This window comes from Pseudomonas sp. SIMBA_041 (assembly GCF_046535095.1).
Taxonomy (GTDB): Bacteria; Pseudomonadota; Gammaproteobacteria; order Pseudomonadales; family Pseudomonadaceae; genus Aquipseudomonas; species Aquipseudomonas mucoides.
In genome coordinates this window covers 469,290-490,421 of record NZ_JAWRXJ010000006.1, presented here as the reverse complement: position 1 = coordinate 490,421, position 21,132 = coordinate 469,290, and the positions used below count along the sequence as shown (strand labels likewise).

19 protein-coding genes are annotated in these 21,132 nt (G+C 57.8%); 3 read left to right on the top strand and 16 right to left on the bottom strand.

Annotated features, from left to right (window positions below; genetic code table 11):
* Positions 1-60: 60 nt before the first annotated feature.
* The 5 genes from SB725_RS17770 to puuE form a co-directional block, all read right to left on the bottom strand.
* Positions 61-1,362 (bottom strand): urate hydroxylase PuuD, encoded by a 1,302-nt coding sequence (locus tag SB725_RS17770; RefSeq protein ID WP_027922488.1) that lies wholly within the window; start codon positions 1,360-1,362, stop codon positions 61-63.
* A gap of 50 nt (positions 1,363-1,412) precedes the next feature.
* Complete coding sequence (locus tag SB725_RS17765) at positions 1,413-1,916, bottom strand: ureidoglycolate lyase (RefSeq protein WP_008146154.1); 504 nt, start codon at positions 1,914-1,916, stop codon at positions 1,413-1,415.
* A 124-nt stretch (positions 1,917-2,040) separates the two neighbouring features.
* Positions 2,041-3,036 carry an allantoicase gene (gene alc / locus SB725_RS17760; RefSeq protein WP_027922489.1) on the bottom strand — a complete coding sequence of 332 codons (996 nt, stop codon included), beginning with the start codon at positions 3,034-3,036 and terminating at the stop codon, positions 2,041-2,043.
* A gap of 99 nt (positions 3,037-3,135) precedes the next feature.
* Positions 3,136-3,651, bottom strand: a complete 516-nt coding sequence (uraD, locus tag SB725_RS17755; RefSeq protein WP_027922490.1) for a 2-oxo-4-hydroxy-4-carboxy-5-ureidoimidazoline decarboxylase — start codon at positions 3,649-3,651, stop codon at positions 3,136-3,138.
* Positions 3,648-4,574, bottom strand: a complete 927-nt coding sequence (gene puuE / locus SB725_RS17750; protein ID WP_008031461.1) for an allantoinase PuuE — start codon at positions 4,572-4,574, stop codon at positions 3,648-3,650. Before puuE ends, uraD begins: the two co-directional genes overlap by 4 nt.
* Positions 4,575-4,992: 418 nt before the next feature.
* Between puuE and uraH the strand changes: the two genes are divergently transcribed.
* Positions 4,993-5,346 carry a hydroxyisourate hydrolase gene (gene uraH / locus SB725_RS17745; protein ID WP_007944445.1) on the top strand — a complete coding sequence of 118 codons (354 nt, stop codon included), beginning with the start codon at positions 4,993-4,995 and terminating at the stop codon, positions 5,344-5,346.
* Positions 5,347-5,502: 156 nt separating this feature from the next.
* Here the strand turns inward: uraH and SB725_RS17740 are convergent, their stop codons facing one another.
* The 9 genes from SB725_RS17740 to SB725_RS17700 all read right to left on the bottom strand — a co-directional run bounded on the left by SB725_RS17740 (position 5,503) and on the right by SB725_RS17700 (position 16,793).
* Positions 5,503-7,119: a hypothetical protein gene (locus tag SB725_RS17740; protein WP_410922422.1), complete on the bottom strand. Its 1,617-nt coding sequence runs from the start codon at positions 7,117-7,119 to the stop codon at positions 5,503-5,505.
* Positions 7,120-7,681: 562 nt separating this feature from the next.
* Complete coding sequence (locus SB725_RS17735; RefSeq protein ID WP_410922421.1) at positions 7,682-11,281, bottom strand: calcium-binding protein; 3,600 nt, start codon at positions 11,279-11,281, stop codon at positions 7,682-7,684.
* Positions 11,282-11,487: 206 nt separating this feature from the next.
* The gene (locus SB725_RS17730; RefSeq protein ID WP_027922493.1) at positions 11,488-12,117 is read right to left on the bottom strand and encodes a LysE family translocator; all 630 of its coding nucleotides are present in this window, start codon (positions 12,115-12,117) and stop codon (positions 11,488-11,490) included.
* Positions 12,118-12,196: 79 nt separating this feature from the next.
* Entirely contained in the window at positions 12,197-13,546 is a 1,350-nt protein-coding gene (locus tag SB725_RS17725; protein WP_027922494.1) for an NCS2 family permease, read from the bottom strand.
* Positions 13,547-14,009: 463 nt separating this feature from the next.
* Complete coding sequence (locus SB725_RS17720) at positions 14,010-14,381, bottom strand: glutathione S-transferase N-terminal domain-containing protein (protein WP_027922495.1); 372 nt, start codon at positions 14,379-14,381, stop codon at positions 14,010-14,012.
* A gap of 103 nt (positions 14,382-14,484) precedes the next feature.
* Complete coding sequence (folE, locus tag SB725_RS17715) at positions 14,485-15,030, bottom strand: GTP cyclohydrolase I FolE (protein ID WP_003204506.1); 546 nt, start codon at positions 15,028-15,030, stop codon at positions 14,485-14,487.
* A 77-nt stretch (positions 15,031-15,107) separates the two neighbouring features.
* On the bottom strand, positions 15,108-15,665 hold the full coding sequence (locus tag SB725_RS17710; protein WP_027922496.1) for a Smr/MutS family protein: 558 nt from the start codon (positions 15,663-15,665) through the stop codon (positions 15,108-15,110).
* Positions 15,666-15,750: 85 nt separating this feature from the next.
* Positions 15,751-16,071 (bottom strand): hypothetical protein, encoded by a 321-nt coding sequence (locus SB725_RS17705; protein ID WP_027922497.1) that lies wholly within the window; start codon positions 16,069-16,071, stop codon positions 15,751-15,753.
* Between the two features lie 131 nt (positions 16,072-16,202).
* Positions 16,203-16,793: a cysteine hydrolase family protein gene (locus SB725_RS17700; RefSeq protein ID WP_027922498.1), complete on the bottom strand. Its 591-nt coding sequence runs from the start codon at positions 16,791-16,793 to the stop codon at positions 16,203-16,205.
* Positions 16,794-17,032: 239 nt separating this feature from the next.
* Here SB725_RS17700 and prmB point away from each other — a divergent pair, with 239 nt between their 5' ends.
* Positions 17,033-17,941: a 50S ribosomal protein L3 N(5)-glutamine methyltransferase gene (prmB, locus tag SB725_RS17695; RefSeq protein ID WP_027922499.1), complete on the top strand. Its 909-nt coding sequence runs from the start codon at positions 17,033-17,035 to the stop codon at positions 17,939-17,941.
* A gap of 126 nt (positions 17,942-18,067) precedes the next feature.
* On the opposite strand, the gene SB725_RS17690 is transcribed toward prmB, so the two are convergent.
* The gene (locus SB725_RS17690) at positions 18,068-18,859 is read right to left on the bottom strand and encodes a hypothetical protein (RefSeq protein ID WP_059181341.1); all 792 of its coding nucleotides are present in this window, start codon (positions 18,857-18,859) and stop codon (positions 18,068-18,070) included.
* 95 nt (positions 18,860-18,954) lie between these two features.
* Positions 18,955-19,908, bottom strand: coding sequence for an alpha/beta hydrolase (locus SB725_RS17685; protein WP_027922501.1), 954 nt, complete (start codon positions 19,906-19,908; stop codon positions 18,955-18,957).
* A gap of 129 nt (positions 19,909-20,037) precedes the next feature.
* On the opposite strand from SB725_RS17685, the gene aroC reads away from it, so the two are divergent.
* Positions 20,038-21,129 carry a chorismate synthase gene (gene aroC, locus SB725_RS17680; RefSeq protein ID WP_007914036.1) on the top strand — a complete coding sequence of 364 codons (1,092 nt, stop codon included), beginning with the start codon at positions 20,038-20,040 and terminating at the stop codon, positions 21,127-21,129.
* Positions 21,130-21,132: the final 3 nt, after the last annotated feature.

The following is a 21,132-nucleotide window of genomic DNA, read 5'->3' as shown; positions in this document are numbered from 1 at the left end:
CTCCCACAGGTATTGCACTACCCATGTGGAAGCGAGCCTGCTCGCAAAGCTTTTCAACGATTAATTGGTCTGGGCTCCCTGCACAATCCACGCACCGATCAGGTCACGTTCCTGCTGGGTCATCTGCGTGATGTTGCCCAGTGGCATGATCTGGCTGGTGACAGCCTGCGCCTGGATGCGCGGCGCGTTCTGGCGGATCTGCTCGGGGGTATCGAACATCACACCGGCAGGGGCGGCACTGAACAGCGGGCTGGTCGGTTTGGCCGAGTGGCAAACCGCGCAACGCTCCTGAATCACACTGTGGACCTTGTCGAAACCAGGGCCGGCGTTAGAGGCCTGAGCCGGTGCCGCGGCGGGTGCTTCTGCGGGTTTGGCTTCAGCGGGTTTCAAGCCACCGCCCACAGCCGTTTCCGGCAGCGGTTGGTATTCGATCTTCGCAGGCGCCTTGGCCACGTCCGGGCTGGTCATCGGCGCAGGGCCGGTGACGTAAGCCAGGCTGATCATGCCGACCGCTGCCACGGGCAAGGTCCAGGCAAATTTGTGGCTGTCGTGGCGGGTGTTGAAGTAGTGACGCACCAACACCGCCAGCACTGCGATCCCGGCCAGGATCAGCCAGTTGTATTGGCTGCCGTAGGTGCTCGGGAAGTGGTTGCTGATCATGATGAACAGCACCGGCAAGGTGAAGTAGTTGTTGTGACGCGAACGCAGCAAGCCTTTGGCTGGCAGTGCCGGATCCGGCGTGCGGTTCTCGGCAATCGCCGCGACCAGTGCGCGTTGCGCCGGCATGATGATGCGGAACACGTTGCCGACCATGATGGTGCCGATGATCGCGCCGACGTGCAGGTACGCGCCACGACCGCTGAACACTTTGCTGAAGCCGTAGGCCGCACCGATGATCAGCACGAACAGGATTGCGCCTAGCAGGGCAGGGCGTTTGCCCAGGGCCGAGTCGCACAGGAAGGAGTAAATGAACCAGCCGGCGAACAACGAACCGATACCCAGCAGGACCCCTTCAGGGCCGGTCAGGCTGCTGCCCGGTGCCAGCAGGTACAGCGTCGGGTTGGAGTAGAACACCACACACAGCAGCGCGATGCCTGACATCCAGGTGAAGTAGGCTTCCCATTTGAACCAGTGCAGGTTGTCCGGCATGGTCGGTGGAGCCAGTTTGTATTTTTCCAGGTGATAGATACCGCCGCCGTGGATCGCCCACAGATCGCCCGCCAGACCACTTTTCGGGTTGACCCGATTGAGGTTGTTTTCCAGCCAGACGAAATAGAACGACGCACCGATCCAGGCCACGCCAGTAATCATGTGAACCCAGCGCACGCTCAGGTTCAGCCATTCCAACAGATGTGCTTCCACAGTCTTTACCTCTCGCCTGTCACTCTGTTGTCGAGTGATCAGACCTTCTCTTATTGGTGGGGGGCGAGGATCAAACGCTCATCCTCTTTGAAAAAATGCTCATCGCAGTTATTGCCTGTGCCACTGCGATCAACCACCAGGAAGTCATCCCGCTTTTCGATCGTCAGCACCGGGTGGTGCCAGACGCCGCGATGGTAATTAATGCCCTGCCTGCCGTTGGTGACGAAGGCGCGGACCAAGCCTGATACAGGTTCATCGCCAAGTGGCGCGACCACGATCAGAAAAGGGTTGCCGAGCAGCGGAATAAACGCCTGGCTGCCCAGCGGGTGACGCTCCAGCATGCTGACGGTCAGCGGCATGTCCTGCGCGTCGGCGCGGAAGATGCTGATGATCGCGTTGTCCTCTGGTTTCGCGGTTTCCACCGTGGCCAGTTTATGGAAGCGCATGGTCGAACCGTTGTTGATCATGAAGTGATCGCTGCCGTCGGTTTCGATCACGTCACCGAAAGGGGCGAAGGCTTCTTTGGTCAGCGGTTCAATCGTCAGTGTGCGCATGCTGTTCTTATCCGAATTCTGTGTTGTTGGTTCTATCGTCATCGCTGGCAAGCCAGCTCCCACAGGTTGTGTGTACACCACAACTCCTTGTGGGAACGGGCTTGCCCGCGATTAGAGGCGGCGCTTATTTAGCGACCTTGCCGAGAATACGCAGGCGGCTCACACCCCCATCCGGGAACACGTTCAGGCGAATGTGGGTGATCGGGCCCAGCGCCTTGATCTGCTCGGCGAAGGTGTGTTCGGCGTGCATTTCCAGTTTCTGCGCTGGCAGCAGTTCGCGCCAGAACAACGATTGGGTTTCGATCTGGCTGTCGGTGCCGCCTTTGACGAATGCGCCCTGGATCGAGCAGGTGTCCGGGTAGTTGCCCTTGAAGTGCAGGGTGTCGACGATGACTTTCTCGACTTCACCGGCATGGCCCAATGCGACAATCACCCAGTCATTGCCCGGGGTACGACGACGCGCGGTTTCCCAGCCGTCGCCCATGTTGATGCCACGGCCAGGGTTGAGGATGTTGCTCATGCGACCGAAGTGTTCGTCGGAGCAGGCGAGGGCGCGGCCACCATTCAGGGCAGCGGCCAGGTCGATTTGCTCATTGTCGCCCACCGCGGACCAGTCGCGGTGCGGCACGCCGTACACGCGCAGACGGGCCACGCCGCCATCCGGGTAGATGTTGAAACGCAGGTGGCTGAACGCCTGATCGTTGTTGATTTCGTGGAAGTGGTGGCTGTTGCCTTGCAGCTCGACGGCCGACAGCACTTCAACCCACTGGGTGTTTTCAGTCGGCTCGCCTTCAGCCAGGAAACAGGCTTCCAGGGAGGCCGACGGCGGGAAGTTGCCGGTGAAGAATGAAGTGTCGATGTCCACGCCTTTGATCGAGCCCGGTACACCGAGGCGAATCACGGCGCTGTCGTAGCCTTCGAAGCGCTTGCGGCGCGACTCCCAGCCGTCCATCCACTTGCCGTTGTCATCGAACACGCCTTCTTTCCACACAGCCGGGGTCGGCTGGAACAGGCGGTTGGCATCAGCGAACCAGTCATCGGTGACCGAGATGATTTTGGTGCCCAGGCGGGCGTCGGCCAGGTTGACGAACTTCTCGAAAGGTACGGCGTAAGCTTTCATTCTTCTTGTCTGCCTTTAATAAGTTGGCTTGGGATGCTTGCAGCGCCTTGGGCGATTGCTGCGTTCAATTTCGCCCGGGCTTTTTACAAGGGCTGCTCGCTATAGGGTCAGTAAACGGAACAACGCAATCTTGTTGATCTCTGCCAGCGCGCATTTGAATTCGGTCTCTGCCGAGTTGTGAATGCGCGTTTCGAACGCCGCGAGGATCTGATGCCGGTTGCTGCCTTTTACCGCCATGATGAAGGGAAACTTGAACTTGGCTTTGTAGGCGTCGTTCAGCTCGGTGAAGCGCTGGAACTCTTCGGCCGTGCATTGGTGAATACCGGCGCCAGCCTGTTCGTTGGTGCTGGCTTCGGTCAGTTGGCCCTGGACGGCGGCTTTGCCGGCCAGGTCCGGGTGAGCGTTGATCAAGGCCAGTTGGCTTTGATGATCGGCGCTCAACAGGATGTCGCTCATGCGCTGGTGCAGGGTTTCGATTTCGTCGATCGAGGCGTCCTGGCCCAGGTCGAAGGCCTTTTCGGCCACCCATGGCGAATGTTCGTAGATGTCGGCGAAGGCGGCGACGAATGCATCGCGGCTCAGGCTCGATGGCTTCAGCGTTTGAAAGGTGCTCATTGGGCAGCCCCTTGGTACGGGTGGGTTTCGTGCCAGTGGCGAGCGATGTCGACGCGACGGCTGAACCACACCTGTTCATGACTTTTAGCGTATTCGATAAAGCGCTTGAGCGAAGCCAGACGCGCCGGACGGCCGATCAGGCGGCAGTGCAGGCCGATCGACAGCATCTTCGGTGCTTCGGCGCCTTCGGCGTACAGGACGTCAAAGGCGTCCTTGAGGTATTCAAAAAAGTCGTCGCCCTTGTTGAAACCCTGAACCTGGGTAAAACGCATGTCGTTGGTGTCCAGCGTGTACGGGATCACCAGGTGCGGTTTGCCGGTCGGATTATTGGGTTCCCAGTAGGGCAGGTCGTCGTCGTAGGTGTCGCAGTCGTAGAGGAAACCGCCTTCTTCCATCACCAGGCGACGGGTGTTCGGGCCGGTGCGGCCGGTGTACCAGCCCAGCGGGCGTTCACCGGTGATTTCGGTCAGGACGCGGATCGCTTCAAGCATGTGCTCGCGTTCCTGCGCTTCGTCCATGTACTGGTAGTCGATCCAGCGGTAACCGTGGCTGCAGATTTCATGGCCGGCATCGACCATCGCGCGGATCACGTCCGGGTGGCGCTGGGCGGCCATGGCGACGGCGAAGATGGTCAGCGGAATATCGAATTCCTTGAACAGTTTCAGAATCCGCCAGACGCCGGCACGGCTGCCATACTCGTAAAGGGATTCCATGCTCATGTTGCGCGCGCCTTGCAGCGGCTGCGCCGAAACCATCTCGGAGAGGAAGGCTTCAGATTCTTTGTCGCCGTGCAGGATATTGCGTTCGCCACCTTCCTCGTAATTGAGCACGAAAGACAGAGCGATGCGGGCATTGCCCGGCCAGTGTGGGTGAGGAGGGTTACTGCCGTAACCGATCAGGTCGCGTGGGTAGTCAGCGCTCACTGCAGTCTTCCTTCTTGTTCGTTGACAGGTTGTGTGGCGCCTGGCGGTGAAATGACAGGCTGGCGTCACAGCGATGGGCTGATTGTATACAACTTTATATTCGATTTGTAAGCCTGAATTTCTGCATTTTTCGCGAACTGTCATGAATAGCTGGTATTGCAAGAAACCTGCCTGACTGGTCAGCTATAGGATAGAAGCTCCGCTGATCGTATGGCGTGGCCATAAATTTGCCGCAGATTCCCGACTGGCGGGCATGGCGGGAAATATGTCGTTTTTATTGTGTACAATTTTTTTGAAAAGTGTCTTAATCAGTCGCTCGCCGCAGTGATTCGTGCTCCGAATCGGTGCGGTCTCCTTTTCAACTGACTTCGGGAGGCGCGAGGCCTGACTGCTCCACGCAGGCAGGCGCGCAGAATCAATGGGACGTTTGACTACACACGTTTTAGACGCTGCACACGGTTGCCCGGGCAGCTCGATCAAGGTCGAGCTGTACCGCGTTGAAGGTTCGCACCTGGAATTGGTCGCCAGCGCGACAACCAACAGCGATGGCCGTGTCGATGCACCGCTGCTGCAAGGCGATGACTACCGCACCGGGGTCTATCAGGTTCAGTTCCATGCGGGCGATTACTATCGCGCCCGTGGCGTTCAGTTGCCGGAGCCGGCGTTTCTCGATGTAGTGGTGCTGCGTTTCGGCATCTCTGCGGAACAGGATCACTACCATGTGCCGCTGCTGATTTCGCCATACAGCTATTCCACGTATCGCGGCAGCTGATCCCCCAAGCAGCTGCCTCAACCTGGAAGCGACTGCGCATATAGCTTCTTTGGTCTTTCGCCCGCTCACACTGCGGGCTTTTTTTATCTTGTGTTCGGCACGGATACCTTTGGGCTGCATCCCGCTGTCGGAAGGCGAGGTGCGCACGTTTCGCTATCAGCGTTCCTTGATGATAAACACCGAAGGACGTCCAGCGAGCAGGTGCTGGACACCGCCTATGAGCCATACCACATCACCCTTCGCATCGGCGGCAACCAGCGACTGGTGGGCTTCGGCGCCGACTCGCGTCTTCAGCAGAGGGTCGTCAAGCTCTGGAATGGACGGCGGCAGGATTTCAATCGCATCGGTCTCCACACGTCCCAGTTTCAAAAAGTACACCTTGTCGTGATTAGGCCTTTTAAATACCAGTGTTGGGGGCGTGAGCTGAACACTCTCTACGTGTGCGGGAAGAAAGACCTTGTAACCGCTGTGGCCCAGTATCGAAGCGAGCAACAACGAAAGTCGCCCCGGCGCGTTGGGCAACTCGACGTAGAACTGCCAGGCATGAGTGCCCTCGGGGTTGAAGTTCAACTGCTGTAAGGGCGTCACGGAATCCGGAGCGTGTAATTCGACGATTCGTCTGGCGCCATCATTGCCGGACGCAACAGGCAACATGTCCAAAGGGTCGCCGAGCCGCGGCACGCCCAGTGTCGAGTTGCCCTCCCAGTAGCGAAAGGTCTGCTTTATTCGGGCCAAACCGCTGCCGTTGAACTCCGCCGACTCGCTGGATAGCTCGAATAGTCGCTTGGCGACAGCGCGGGATGTCGGCTCGGTGAAGCCTTTGTAAACATCCGCAACCTGTTGCGTCAGTGTTTTTTCGAAGAGCCGAGCAGCACCGTCGACTTTCCGGGTATTTGTACCGGCGTGGTAGCTGGTGGCGACGGGTTGCAACGAAGGTGCTTCCTGCAACATGCGCTCGAAGGCCTCGAAGCGCGAGGGCGCAAATCCCGGGTGTTGAATGAAAACGAGGGGGAGCTGATCGGCCATCGGCCCCTTTGGCACGATCGGATAATGCAGTTGGCCGATCATTATGGATTCCACCGAATCAGGCTTGGTTATTTTCCCCCAGGAGGCCCATAAATACGGGTTGTCATTCAAGGTGGCAGCAGGAGGGTTGTTATCGGCCACGGGATTGGCCGCCTCGACCTGTTCGCCCAGGCGAGGACGCTTGCCTGGCATGGGGCCTGAATCTTCGGCGTCTGAGGCTGGGGTGTTGGTTGCCTTGCGTTGCCAAAGTGTCATCCCTTCAATATTTTCGAGTAACGGGCCCGAAGGGATCAATTCGCTCGTCGAGGAGGCCTGATAGTGGCCGTCCGTATTTTTGCGGACCATGACCGCGCCTTCTTCCGTCACGTCGACATAGGTTCTTTTCAGCTTGTCGTAACGAAGGCCTTTGGCGTCGGGCTGCGTCAGTTTGTCGGCCAGGTGCCGAGGAATGATCTCCAGCGTTTCCGACCTCGCGGGTACGCTTGCGATGGGAAGGACCATGCCCTCGCGAGTGATTCTCCACTGTGGCTGGCCAGGCACCTTCGTGAGGACCGGGCCGGGTTGGCCCGGGGCAAATGGAAGGGGCACCTGGTAGTCGCCCCTCGCGTTTGCCCTGATCAGAAAAATGCCTTCCTCTCCAATATCGGCGTAAAGCTGTTGCTGGCGGCTCATGAAAAGCCCGGTGTCGGCGATGTTGAATAGTTCGTCGACCTTGTTCCGAGGCCAGGAAATCATGCGGGTAGCCATCTCGGCATCGCTTGTAGCGTTAGCCGGCATGTCGTGAACGACGACAGGCTGACGAGGCAAGGTACTGTGCGACGAACCTGGCACGTTGACGTCGGAAACGGGGTTGGCGCCTCCCCGCGATGTGCCAACCGTTGCGGCGTGATTGCCTCCTCGTACCCGGCTGTCTTCTGACGAAGACCTTGGAAGTGTTGTCGAGGAGTCAGGTGTATTGGACGTTGAAACTCTTTTTGGCGGTTTGGCCATCGGACGTATTCCTGGATGTTTATATAAGTGGGTAATGTTTAAACAATAAGTATCGGAGGCCCGATAACGGGCGTTTGATAATGGGGGCCGGCCGACCCTGGCCACATCATCCTCAGGAGCGCGTCTGGGGGAGGACGATGAAGTGCCAGGCGTATTGGGGCTGGGGATTTTCTCTCTTGAGAAGGCACGGCCCCGGAAAACACGGTGGTTAGTTTTGATTGGATCAGCCGTCGAGAGGCTATAGATATGTATAGGGTGTGGCGGTATTTGCTACAAAAGACGTCCGCCTGATCCTGAGGTTTGATGTCTTGTGCTAGTGCTATAAACGTTTGCAGTTGTCTAAAAGTATCCGCAGATCGGCGGCGCTTACCGGAGGGGTGGAACGGGTGCCTAACTCTATCAACTCATAACAGTGTGCGAGTTGGTGGGCGCACCGGTGTAAAGGCACCAGGTCGGCGTAAAGGATCGTGCGGGACTTGTCTGTATCAAGTATCCAGCGACGGTCCGTCATGTTGTAAGACAGACTGCCGGCAGTACCGTCTCTCAGGGCTATGTTTCGAACGATGAGGTCTTCCATTTCCAAGGCCCTCAGTTCTGCCAATAGGGCGCCTTCGTTCAGAACGTCACCTTTGAAGTACCGGCCATCCAGTGAGTCAATGTAGACCTCGTCGAAATCCAGATCGATTTTATAGACAACGCCATCGGGCGTGATGACCCGTATCTGATCGATCAAATCTTGTGGGTCGTTGTAGCGCGGAAGGTGGATAACGGTATGTCCGATCAGCAAACAGTCTTCCACCCGTTTGATTCTGGTGTAAGCGAGGCTCGTTGCATCGAATTCCCAGGTAGACGCCGAAGGCGATTTGAGGATGGCGTTCGCTCGAGCACCTGGCGTTGAAATGCCTAGCGTCATTTCGGAGCTGAGGTGGACAAGGTACGTCGAGCCGCCACCCTCCAGATGTTCGATGGTTGTTTGTTCAGGGTAAGCGACCAGTTTGACGCACTTCTCTCGGTCGCCCAGCTGATGGGCTTCGTTGTCCAGGGGCTGACAATAAATAGACGTTCCATCTCTGGCCGCCAGTGGCAGTGGCACTTGGCGGGTGCGCTCCATTGGACCGTTTATCTCGAACTGATCGTTGGAAAAAACCGAATCGGGCAGGGAGGGGGGGGCGACTCTATACGAAACACCGTCATTCATGATCAGAAGAACAGGTTGGTTCAACACGTTGGTGGGGCGCGTCAGTCGGCTTGTGATTCTCTGGTCGCCGCCCCCGATAGAACTGGCGAGGTTGTTGATAGTCAATCGCTGACTGTCAAAGTGAAAGGTCACAGCGCATTCTTTATACAGGATGCGATCAAAGTCACGTTGGCGTATCAGGTCTACCTTGAAGTAAGCCTCGACCCGCGTCAGTTCATGGCTGGCATATTCCAGATAAAGGGTTGCCAGCGTATTTATGCTTCGTTGTTTTACTGTCAGGACCGTATGGTTATTGAGTCGCGAAACAAAATAACTCGTGTTCTTGTCATGTGCGATCGTGTATTCGCGGTTGTAAAGTATCACCGGGTTTTGAGTTTTTCCCTGCTGGGTAATGACTGTTTCAATTTCGAGGGAGCCAGCAGTCTCGATGGTTTCGGGGAGTTCAGGCATCAAATGAAACCCGTCCTTTGTAACGAACGTCAGTTTCCTGTTCTGCAGTTGCCGTCGATTGTTGGCTGTTTTATAGACGCCCTTGATGTAGACATCCCTCTCTTTAAGATCGTCGAGATCAAAGCCTGAAGTGATGACCAGTTCGTGATTGTCGATTTTCCAGCTTTTTATCAGGTCCATTCTCCAGTCAAGTGCAATGACGCTCTCGTCCACGCCATCTTCAGTAATGAATACGTTGCCGGACTTATGGGACACCGTGTAGTGATCCTTTCCGGGACCACCAGAGGCACTACCTTCATTGTTCAGGAGATAGATTTTGTCATCCCCGGCGCCCGCCTCAATGGTGTCGCGCCCGCGCGATTTGATGACATTCGGACCGCCTGTACCGATGACCCTGTTTTGCGCACCGGCCAGGGTTTCAACGTTCTCGATGCTCTCCAGAAGCGTGTGCCGATAGTTGAAATGGCCCTCGTTGGCCTGGTCACGGGTAATGATGGACAGTCGTCCATCGTTCAGATCGATGAAATACCCGAATCTTTGCCGGTTGCCCTCAAGGTAGCTTCCGGTAACGACTAGCGTATCGCTGCCCAAACCACCTTTCAGAAGCGTGGGCAGAGGGTCTTTTGGACCGTTTTTGAGAAGTTCGGCGGCGCCTTCGAAGATGAACTCATCGTCTTTCTCACCCCCGGTCAGTTGCTTGATGCCTGCGCCGTAATAGAATCTGTTTGGCTTCTTTTCAACACCCACGATGGTGTCGTCGCCGCCCCCCATAAACCACACCGCACCTTTGTTTTCTCCTGGCGTTCCGAACTCGGCGCCGGGCATGTCGTCAGTCACACCGTCCCGAGCATCAATCGTGTCGTTACTATCAATGACGTGCGGTTTTTGTACGGTTTTATATAGGTACTGTTGCGCCTCCCAATCGAAGCTAGGCACCTGTGTCGGCTTTAACTCGACCTTGAACTTGCCGTTTACAATGACTTCTGTACTGTCTTTTAATTTTCCTTCCAGTAGTTTTCGAGCGGTCGCTTGTAACAGTCTCGAATGCTCAACGGTTGATTTGGCAATTGCATGGCGGGTTTGTATGTTGTCGTCCGGGGTGATTCCCCAAAAGGCGAACCAGCCCGTGCGCAGGCGCTCATGGGTAGTAAGTTCAATGTAATCATCGATATCGTCGACAACGCGTACCGCCGCATAGACCTGAGAACCTGCCACCAGCAGAAGTCCGGCCGTCAGCCCCACCGGGCCGATAAAGGAGAAGCCTGCCAATGCGGCAGCACCCAGAATCAACGTCATGGCCGCGCTGGTCACGCTCAAGCCAGCGGCGACATAGTGATCAATGGCTTCTTTGCCTGTGGTTGCCGCGGCGCTATTAAAGGATTTGATGGCGGACATGACATCGAAGGGCAATGTCAGTGCGCTCGCGATCAGACCCGCGCTACGCCCCAGTCGAACGCCGAAGCTGGTTTTGGCAAAATCCCCGTAGGCTTTTTGCCCAGCGTCGATCATGTATTTTGCTTGCTTGGTGACCGCCACTTCGACGGCTAATGAAGTGACTTCCGCTGAAGTGCTGAGGCTGTTGAATACGACTTCGCCATGATCTTTTCTTGCAATGGCGTCTTGCAGGCCGCGCAGACCGCTGTAAATGCCGAAGGCCTGAAGCCCGGTCCCCATGCTGACCATGCTGCTACTTTTGATCCGATTCACCCAGGGAGGTGTGGTTTTGGACAAGTGCGCGTGGCGTATATCAAGCCTCTGCGCCGCGTTCAGCAGCTTGTCCAGTTTCTGGCGGTACTGTTCAGGATCGGCAAGTAGATCAGGTAATTCTCTTAACAGGGGCGGAGCCGTTAGTGGGCGTTGAGACGCCATTTCAAACAGCAAGGAAGGCAGGGCGTAATCATCCCTGGCGCCGGTGAAACGCATACGCGCTTCAATAAACACAGGGTCAAATTGCAAGGCGTTGATAAAAGACCGCTTGGGGTGCCGAAAGAACGTGTTTTGACCGTTCAATCCCTGACCATTTGAGGTCGCGCCCAGTGCATCCAGTGCGCACCGGGTGATCGAATGGGCGCCTATTTTTATAGGGCCGAACAACTCATCAATGACGCGTAGCTGGCTTTTATTGGCGTTTGTTTGTTGCGGGGCGGAGGCGATGCTTACTTTGTCGAAATCAATAGTGGTTGGGGAGTGCTCATTGGCCTGCAGGTTAATATCCGTCACTTCGACAGCATTGTAGTGATCGGGATCGGGGGATTGGAAAACCATTGCCATAGGAACTTCCTTTTCCTGGCGTTGTGTGCAAAATCGCAGTGCTATGGTAGGAGGAGTTCTGAAAAGACAACGATATATATGTATATCGCGTGTTGCGGTTTGTTGCGGGGCGTGGTTGAAGTGTTGCCATCCTTGGCAATCAATTCTTAGTGCGGTGGTGTTAATAATCGCCTGTTGAGTTGAATCGCCGGGTTAATACGATCCGATCAGTGGTTGCTTAATAAGGAGGCCGCGCCCGCTCCACTGAAAAGTCCTGCGCTCACCCGGTTAAACCAACTTTGTCCTTTGCCACTGCGTAAATACCTGGCTGCACCATGAGCGCCCAGCCCATAAGCCAATTTGCACAACAGATCGAGCACGGTCCAGGTCGCAATCATCACCAGCAACTGCGGCAAAAACGCTTGTTCCGCGTTCAAAAACTGCGGTAAGAAAGCGGCAAAAAACAGAATGTCTTTCGGATTGCTCGCACCCAGCACAAACGCTCGGCCGAACAGCGCACGAAAACGTGGCACCGGCGCCGCCTGAGGCACTTCGGCACCCACCGATGGCTGACGCGATTGTTGCCAGCTCTGCCAGGCGAGGTAGAACAGGTAGAGCGCGCCGACGATTTTCAACGCGCTGAACAACTGTTCCGACGCCAGCAGCAAGGCGCCCAGACCCAGCGCGGAAGCACTGAGCAAGCAGATCGAAGCAATCACGCCACCGAGAAATGCTGGGTAAGAACGGCGCAAACCGTAATTCAGACTGTTGCTGATCATTAGCAATGACAGGGGCCCAGGGATCAGGATTACCACCAGCGCAGCGCCGCTGAACAGCAGCCAGGTTTCCAGACTCATCACTTTCCTCCATTTGTGCAAAAGCCCCACCCGGTGGGGTGAGGCTGCTTTGAAACACTGTTTGTGAAACGTAGGCGGCTTACAAGAAAATGAACTTGGCGATGAAGATCGCGCAAAGCACCCACAAGCTGACGGAGATTTCCTTGTACTTACCGGTGCCGGCCTTCAACGCCACGTAGGTGATGAAACCCAGCGCAATACCGTCAGCGACCGAGAAGGTCAGCGGCATCATGATCGCGGTCACGATGGCCGGAATGCTGTCGGTTGCTTCGTCCCATTCGATGTGCTTCATACCGCCCATCATCAGCATCGCCACATAAATCAGCGCGCCGGCGGTGGCATAGGCGGGAATCATGCCGGCCAGTGGTGCGAAGAACATCGCCGCAATAAATAGCACACCCACGGTCACGGCGGTAAGACCTGTCCGACCACCCGCGGCAACACCCGCGGCACTTTCAACATAACTGGTGACCGGCGGAACACCCACAATCGCACCAAAGACGCTGGATGCACTGTCGGCTTTCATGGCGCGGGAGAGGTTTTCGATCCGCCCGTCGGCGCCGACCAGGTTGGCGCGCTGGGCTACGCCCATCAGGGTGCCGGCAGTGTCGAACATGTGCACGAAGAGGAACGCCAGGACCACGCTGATCATGCTGACGTTGAACACGCCGGCCAGGTTCATCGCCATCCAGGTCGGGGCCAGGCTCGGCGGGGCCGACATGATGCCCTCGTAGTGCACCAGGCCCAGGCCCCAACCGGCCAGGGTCACGGTGATGATGCTGATGAGGATCGCGCCGAACACTTTGTGGTAGCTGAGAATGGCGATCATCAGGAAGCAGATGGCGGCGAGCAACGGGCCGGGTTCGCGCAGGGAGCCGAGTTTGATCAGGGTGGCCGGGCTATCGACGACGATGCCCGCAGTCTTCAGGCCGATCAGCCCCAGGAACAAACCGACGCCGGCGCCCATGGCGAAGCGCAGGCTCACGGGAATGCTATTCAGCAGCCATTCGCGAATCCTGGAAAAGGTCAGGATCATGAACAACACACCGGAGACAAACACCGCGCCGAGGGCGGTTTCCCAGTTGTAGCCCATGGTGCCGACCACGGTGTAGGTAAAGAAAGCGTTCAGGCCCATGCCTGGTGCCAGGCCGACGGGCCAGTTGGCGTAGAGGCCCATCAACAGGCAACCCAGTGCGGCGGCGATGCAGGTCGCCACAAATGCGGCGCCGTGATCGATCCCGGCGTCGGCCATGATGTTAGGGTTGACGAAGATGATGTAAGCCATGGTGATGAAGGTTGTCAGACCGGCAATCAGCTCGGTCTTCACCGTGGTGCCATGCAAGGTGAGTTTGAAGATGCGCTCAAGCAAGCCATTGCGTAACGGCGGCGAGAGTTCCAGCGTCGATGCTTCGGATTTGCGGCTTTCCACAGCGAGTACTCCTCAAGAGTTTTATTGTTATTTCCAGGACCGGACCCATGAGGGTGGCAGCGGACCTTTGAGGCACTTGCGAATATGTTGACCGGCTGGTCAGGAACTCGCACGAAGTGGATTATGCTTTTGTATACAAAGAAAGCAAATAATGTTTTTGATTTTGTTTACGAAAATGTTGGCGATAGGGATATATCGCCTGTGCGGACCCCTTCGCGAGCAGGCTCGCTCTCACAGTTAATTGCATTTCCCTGAAAGAACTCGGTCACCTGTGGGAGCGAGCCTGCTCGCGAAGGGGCCAGACCCGCCACTAAAAGTGGGCGGCTGAAGCGGTCTGAGGGGAGGGCAGAAACAAATAAACCGGCGCAAGGGCCGGTTTATTTTTGACTGGGGGTTGTGGTGACTGTATCGGCGTCATCGCGAGCCTGCTCGCGATGGCGTCAGTCAGCTCACCACAAAGCCATCAAGCAGCCGCAAACCGCTTGTCCAGATAATCAATGATCACCTTGGACTCATACATCCAAGTGGTCTGGCCATTTTCTTCAATGCGCAGGCACGGCACCTTGATCTTGCCACCTTGCTCCAGCAGGGCCTGGCGATCCTGTTCGTTGTTCTTTGCATCACGCAGTGTCACCGGCACATTCAGGCGACGCAGGCTGCGGCGGGTTTTCACGCAGAACGGGCAGGCGTGGAATTGGTACAGGGTCAAGTCCTTGGCAGCGGAGTTGACCTTGGCCTGAGCCTCGGCGGGGCGCTGCTTCTTGCCCGGACGGGTGATGAAGTCGATGAAGATGATCAGTTGGCCAAGGCCGACACGAAGCGCTTTTACGAACACGTTGAAAGCCTCACGGTGCGAATGAAGAAGGGCGCGCAGCTTACCTGATTTTTTCAGACGAAAAAAAACCGGCGATGAATGCCGGTTTTCTTCGTGCCGCACGTTACTTGATCAGGCTGAGAAACTCGCTGCGGGTGGCGGCGTTTTCGCGGAACTCACCGAGCATCACCGAAGTGATCATCGACGAATTCTGTTTCTCCACACCGCGCATCATCATGCACATGTGCTTGGCCTCGATCACCACCGCAACGCCCAGGGCGCCGGTGACTTGCTGGACCGCATCGGCGATCTGGCGGCTGAGGTTTTCCTGGATCTGCAGGCGGCGAGCGTACATGTCGACGATTCGCGCCACTTTCGACAGGCCCAATACTTTGCCGCTCGGGATGTAAGCGACGTGTGCCTTGCCGATGAACGGAAGCAGGTGGTGTTCGCACAACGAGTACAACTCGATGTCCTTGACCAGCACCATTTCGCTGTTGTCGGAGCTGAACAAGGCACCGTTGGTGACTTCTTCGAGCGTCTGTTCATAACCGCGGCAGAGGTACTGCATGGCTTTGGCGGCACGTTTTGGCGTGTCGAGCAGGCCCTCGCGGGAGACGTCCTCGCCCAGTTGGCCGAGAATCGCGGTGTAATTCTGTTCCAGGGACATGAAACTACCTGTGGGGATTTTCGCAAAGGGCAAGGGTACGGTGGCAAACACGGCGCTGCAAGCATGACGCGACAGCTTTACTCGTCGCGACCTTCCATCATGGTGCGTTTGAGCATCACATAAACCGCCCCGGCGCCGCCATGTTTAGCCTGGCACGAGGTGAAGCCGAGCACCTGTGAATGCTGGCGCAACCACGTGTTGACGTGACTCTTGATCATCGGCCGCTTGCCGTCCAGACGCACGGCTTTGCCGTGAGTGACGCGCACGCAGCGAATTTCGAACCTGGTCGCTTCGGCCAGAAACGCCCAGAGGGTTTCCCGGGCCTTTTCCACGCTCATGCCGTGCAGGTCGAGGCTGCCCTCGAACGGAATCTGCCCGATCTTGAGCTTGCGCATCTGGCTTTCCTGGACACCGTCACGGGCCCACATCAATTCGTCTTCCGGGCCGACATCGATGACGAACTGATCGGACAGCCCATCCACGGTGGTGGCATCGGTACGAATGGTTGCGGCTTGACGCAGCTTGGCGATTTGCGCGCGGTCGGCCTTGGGTTTGCCGGTTTCGGCGCGATCGTGCTTGATCGGCTTGACGCCTTGGATCGCACTTTTGAACAGGGAAAAATCGTCGTCTTGCATGTCAGCCTCCGCGAAGGTCGGCCAGTTTACCCAAGTCGAGGCGCTATCCATAACAATTGAGGCCCGGCAGATGCCAGGCCTCGGTTCAATCGTGTTTTTTCATCAGGTGCGGGGACATGTTCAGCTCACGCGACTGACGCGACCGGCGTCGGCAGCGACGCCACAGCCACACGCCGAGGTACAGCACGAACAGGCCGACCGCCAGGACCACTGCCGCACCGGTGCGGCTGGTATTCAGTTCGCCCAGCGCAGGTGCGTGGCCGAGCAGGCTGGCGGCAGCGGCCATGGCGAGCAATACACCGCACGTTGCCAGCAACGCGGCAAACGCCGCGCCAATACGAAAACGCCAGTTGCGTTGGCCTTTGGGCCGCAAGCGGCGAGCGTCAAAACCATCGGATAACTTCATTCCGACCTTCCTCAATGGGTATCGGCCCTTCGACCGGGAGTTGACCGGGATGTTCCTGAGGCTAAGACAATTGCGGCAAACGAGAGGCTTTTGCAGATGAGCGGCGCTATTGGCCGCTCATCACGGGCCGATCAAATCAGATCGTGAGTGAGCGCGAGGGTGGCGAAGTTGTCCGCCATGATCGCCATTTCGGTCTGCTGAACGTGCTCGGCACTCAGTACGCCGCCCTTGTAAGGCAAGTCGCGCGTGGCGCAGGCGTCTTCCACCAGCGTGCAACGGAAACCCAGGTTCTTGGCGGCACGCACTGTGGTGCTGACGCTGGAGTGGCTCATGAAGCCGCAGACGATCAGGTCAAGGGCGCCGAGGTCTTCCAGGCGTTTGGCCAGTTCGGTGCCGTGGAACGCACTTGGCAGCAATTTGCCGAGGATGGTTTCGTCGGCCTGTGGTTCAAGGCCGGGGATGAACTCACCGCGCTCGCCTTGTGGGTCGAACAGCCCGCCGACCGTACCGAGGTGGCGTACATGCACGATGGGGCGGCCGGCCGCACGGGCAGCCGCCAGCAATTGCTTGATGTTCGCGACGGCAGCGTCCATGCCGCTCAGGGCCAGCGGACCGCTGAGGTATTCCTTCTGGGCATCGATGATGACGAGGGTCGCATGGCTCAGATTGGCTGCTGCGTAACCGCGGCCGCTGAGTTGAAACATCGTTTTTGGAACGGACATTCTGGGGCTCCTTGGAGTGGGGCTTTTGCGACATTGTCCTCTGGCTGAGCGGTTCTGTGAATCGCTACTATCGTAGACGCCGTCATTACTGGCTCTCAGCCTTGTCAAGTTGCGGGTTTTGTTCAATAGCCAGCGGCAAAAAGGGATCGATCCTACATTCGGCCCGGTGTTTTTCCTGCGTCGTCGTGGCGCGTTTTGGCTGTTAGAATCGCCAGTCGTTTTTTCTGGAGTTTGCCGTCGTGATCACTTCCCGCCTTCGTACCCTGCGTGACCATATCCGTTGGGCCGTCAGCCGCTTCCATGGGGAGGATCTGTTTTTCGGCCATGGGACCGACAACGCCTGGGACGAAGCCCGTCAACTGGTGTTGGGTGCCTTGCACTTGCCGTGGGAAATCGCCGACAGCTACCTCGACTGTGCGCTGGAAGATGATGAGCTGGTCAATCTGCAGCGCTTGCTCAAGCGCCGCATCGAAGAACGCATTCCGACCGCTTACCTGTTGGGCGAAGCGTGGTTTTGCGGCATGTCCTTCATCGTCGACGAGCGCGTGCTGATCCCGCGTTCACCGATTGGCGAACTGATTGAAAAACGCTTCGAGCCATGGTTGGGGGCCGAGCCAGCGCGCATTCTCGACCTGTGCACCGGTTCCGGTTGCATCGGTATCGCCTGCGCCTACGAGTTCCAGAACGCCGAAGTAGTGCTGGCCGATCTGTCGTTTGAAGCGCTGGAAGTGGCCAACCAGAACATCGAGCGTCACGGTGTCGATGAACGGGTGTACACGGTTCAGGGCGATGGCTTTGATGGTTTACCGGGTCAACGTTTCGACCTGATCGTGTCGAACCCGCCCTACGTCGATGCGGAAGATTTCGCCGATATGCCGGACGAGTATCAGCACGAGCCGGAGCTGGGCCTGGCCTGTGGCGATGACGGTTTGAACCTGGTGCGCCGCATGCTGGCGGAAGCGGCGGATCATCTGACCGAGAAGGGCTTGCTGATTGTCGAAGTGGGCAACAGCCAGGTTCACGTCGACGCACTGTACCCGGAAGTCGATTTTGCGTGGCTCGATTTTGAGCGCGGCGGGCATGGGGTGTTCATGTTGACGGCTGAACAGTGCCGCGATCATCAGGCACTGTTCGCTTCTCGCGTCTGACTTTAGAAAGCCATCGCGGGCAAGCCTCGCTCCTACAGGTTCAGAATGTGTCGCACCATTCGGGTACGACACAGAACCTGTGGGAGCGTGGCTTGCCCGCGATGGCCGCACGTCGGTCTCAGACGTTTACCGATGCGTAGCAATCCAGATCAACAACCCCGCCTGAAACATCGCAAACGCCACCAGACACGTAATGGTAAAGCGCAGCCCGGCGTCTTCCCGCTTGTACTTGCTGACTTTTTCTTCGTGCGTCTTCAGCTTTACTTCTTGCTCGGCCAGGTTCTGCTCGGCCTGCTGAAGCATCTGCGCCGCTTCGAGAATTTCCACCAGTTGCAGCTTTTCAGTGTTCCACTCGCCCGACAGGTCACCGACCTGCACGTCTTTGACGCTGCCCTTCAAATGCTGGGCATCGGCATACACCACCTCAAAACCATGGGCCTTGAGGAAGTGATCGCGGCGCAGGCGGGTGTCTTCGTTCAGCGCATCTTTATTGTTCAGGTCCGTGCCGTCGACGGTGTAACCGGACCAGCGCTTCTTCGCCCACGTGATGCCTTGAGCGGCCATGAAGCGGCCGATGCCACGGTTCATCGGTTCAATCTGCAAGCCGCTGTCGGGGCCGAAATGCACACGCTTGGTGGTGTGATCGACCCACACGTCGAGGTGATTCTGTTCTTTGCGCACGCGCTGACCGGGCAGGGTGATGCTCATGCGCATCAGGCTCTGCTCCTTGCTGTTGCGTTCGGCATAGCCGAATTCGACAAAGCGCAGCGGTCGCCCGCCGGTGTTGCGGTCGGTTTTCAGCGGCGCCAGACGGAGCATCTTGTGGTGCTCGACGTGGACGTCCGCCCACGGCAGCTCAACCGCTGGCGGTGCGTCTTTTTCAGCGGTGGTGTCGGGTGAAGTCTGGGTATCAGTCATAACGGCGAGATCCTGTCCAAGCCCTGCCGCCAGCCATTGCGCTGGCGACAAAGGCTTATCGGCCGTTTTTGACAGGACTGGAGGGCCAACAGCGCTTAACTGGGGCGAAGTCCGTCAATAAACCCGAGGATGCGGGTGCCAAGCTCGGCCGCCAGTGGCAATTGGGGGTCTTTATAAGAGGCCAATTGCCGTTTGACGTCGTTGGGCACAATGCGCATGACGTGGTTCATGCCTTCGATCAGCGCCAGCTCGGCGTCCGGTTTGGCGGCCTTCAGCAGCCTGGCGTCACCGACTCCAACCTGAATGTCGTTGCTGCCCTGAATGATCAACGCCGGCATCTTCAACCTGGCGAACGCTGCCGCCGGGTCCTGCCGGAACAGAGAAATCAGGTATGGCTGCACACTCGGACGGAAAATCGTCTGAAGCTGCGGCGGCACGTTGTCGTCGGTGTGACCGGCCTTGAGGCTGTCGAGCAGCTCATTGCTGCGCAGCATCAGCGCCGGTGGCAGTTGATTGCTCAACTGTTGACGCAACACCTGATCAACCGGGCGAGCGCTGCCGGACAGCGAGATGACCGCCGCGGCGTTTACACTTGGCGCCGCCAGGGTGGCGATCAAGGCGCCTTCGCTGTGGCCGAGCAGAATCAGCGGGCCGAAACGCGGATCACTTTTCAGCTTCTGGCCCCAGGCTTCGGCATCGGCCACATAGGCCTCTACCGACAGATTGCGTTCATCCGGCGTGGCGGCAAGGCTCGCTGCCACACCGCGTTTGTCGTAACGCACGCTGGCGATGTTGTGTTTGGCCAGCACCCAGGCGAGCCGTTTTAGGCTGTCATTGCGTCCGCCGTCGGTGTTATTGCCGTCACGATCTGTAGGACCGGAGCCGGAAATGATCAGGACGACTGGCACAGGATTGTCGGATTTTGGCAGCAACAGCGAGCCGAAAAGCTCACCGGTGCCGGTATCCAGCGTAATAGGTCGTTGCAGGACGGTGGCCTGCACGTAGCCGGTAAACAAGGTCAGGCTCAAGGCTAAAACTCGCAGCATCATCACGCCATCATTCACAAAGGTGCCGGTTGGACTCGCGGGCACCCATAAGGTTCGAGGATGAACTACTTGGGTAGCCTGCGTATACTGGCGCGCATTCGTATTCAGGTTCTATTTCACGGAGCGTCCTGCATGTCCGGCAATACCTACGGCAAGCTGTTCACTGTCACCACCGCGGGCGAAAGCCATGGTCCGGCGTTGGTCGCCATTGTCGACGGCTGCCCGCCGGGGCTGGAGATTTCTCTGGAGGATTTGCAGCGTGACCTGGATCGCCGCAAGCCGGGCACCAGCCGTCACACCACGCAACGCCAGGAAGCCGACGAAGTCGAAATCCTCTCTGGCGTGTTCGAAGGTCGCACCACCGGGTGCTCCATTGGTCTGCTGATCCGCAACACCGACCAGAAGTCCAAGGACTACTCGGCGATCAAGGATCTGTTCCGCCCGGCCCACGCCGACTACACCTACCACCATAAATACGGTGAGCGTGATTACCGTGGCGGCGGTCGCAGCTCGGCCCGGGAAACCGCGATGCGCGTAGCGGCTGGTGCAATTGCCAAGAAATACCTGGCCACCCAGGGCATCGTCATTCGCGGCTACATGAGCCAGCTCGGCCCGATTGAAATTCCGTTCAAGACCTGGGATTCGGTGGAAGAGAACGCTTTCTTCAGTCCTGACCCGGACAAAGTCCCGGAGCTGGAAGCCTATATGGACCAGTTGCGTCGCGACCAGGATTCGGTCGGCGCGAAGATCACGGTGGTGGCTGAAGGCGTGATGCCTGGCCTCGGCGAGCCGATTTTCGACCGCCTCGATGCCGAGCTGGCCCATGCGCTGATGAGCATCAACGCGGTGAAAGGCGTGGAAATCGGCGCCGGTTTCGCCAGTGTTGCCCAGCGCGGCACTGAACACCGCGATGAAATGACCCCGGAAGGTTTCCTCAGCAACAATGCCGGCGGCATTCTCGGTGGTATTTCGTCCGGCCAGCCGATCGTCGCGCACCTGGCGCTGAAGCCAACGTCGAGTATCACCACGCCGGGCCGTTCCATCGACATTCATGGCAACCCGGTGGATGTCATCACCAAGGGCCGTCACGACCCATGCGTCGGCATCCGCGCTACGCCCATCGCTGAAGCGATGATGGCCATCGTGTTGATGGATCACCTGTTGCGTCACCGTGGTCAGAACGCCGATGTGCGCGTGAGCACACCGGTGCTGGGTCAGCTTTAATGG

Bases quoted from the DNA above. Each gene is read 5' to 3' on its own strand.
- SB725_RS17765 (WP_008146154.1), bottom strand. From the start codon at position 1,916: ATGCGCACACTGACGATTGAACCGCTGACCAAAGAAGCCTTCGCCCCT.
- alc (WP_027922489.1), bottom strand. From the start codon at position 3,036: ATGAAAGCTTACGCCGTACCTTTCGAGAAGTTCGTCAACCTGGCCGAC.
- uraD (WP_027922490.1), bottom strand. From the start codon at position 3,651: ATGAGCACCTTTCAAACGCTGAAGCCATCGAGCCTGAGCCGCGATGCA.
- uraH (WP_007944445.1), top strand. From the start codon at position 4,993: ATGGGACGTTTGACTACACACGTTTTAGACGCTGCACACGGTTGCCCG.
- SB725_RS17740 (WP_410922422.1), bottom strand. From the start codon at position 7,119: ATGGCTACCCGCATGATTTCCTGGCCTCGGAACAAGGTCGACGAACTA.
- SB725_RS17735 (WP_410922421.1), bottom strand. From the start codon at position 11,281: ATGGCAATGGTTTTCCAATCCCCCGATCCCGATCACTACAATGCTGTC.
- SB725_RS17730 (WP_027922493.1), bottom strand. From the start codon at position 12,117: ATGAGTCTGGAAACCTGGCTGCTGTTCAGCGGCGCTGCGCTGGTGGTA.
- folE (WP_003204506.1), bottom strand. From the start codon at position 15,030: ATGTCCCTGGAACAGAATTACACCGCGATTCTCGGCCAACTGGGCGAG.
- SB725_RS17710 (WP_027922496.1), bottom strand. From the start codon at position 15,665: ATGCAAGACGACGATTTTTCCCTGTTCAAAAGTGCGATCCAAGGCGTC.
- SB725_RS17705 (WP_027922497.1), bottom strand. From the start codon at position 16,071: ATGAAGTTATCCGATGGTTTTGACGCTCGCCGCTTGCGGCCCAAAGGC.
- SB725_RS17700 (WP_027922498.1), bottom strand. From the start codon at position 16,793: ATGTCCGTTCCAAAAACGATGTTTCAACTCAGCGGCCGCGGTTACGCA.
- SB725_RS17690 (WP_059181341.1), bottom strand. From the start codon at position 18,859: ATGACTGATACCCAGACTTCACCCGACACCACCGCTGAAAAAGACGCA.
- SB725_RS17685 (WP_027922501.1), bottom strand. From the start codon at position 19,908: ATGATGCTGCGAGTTTTAGCCTTGAGCCTGACCTTGTTTACCGGCTAC.
- aroC (WP_007914036.1), top strand. From the start codon at position 20,038: ATGTCCGGCAATACCTACGGCAAGCTGTTCACTGTCACCACCGCGGGC.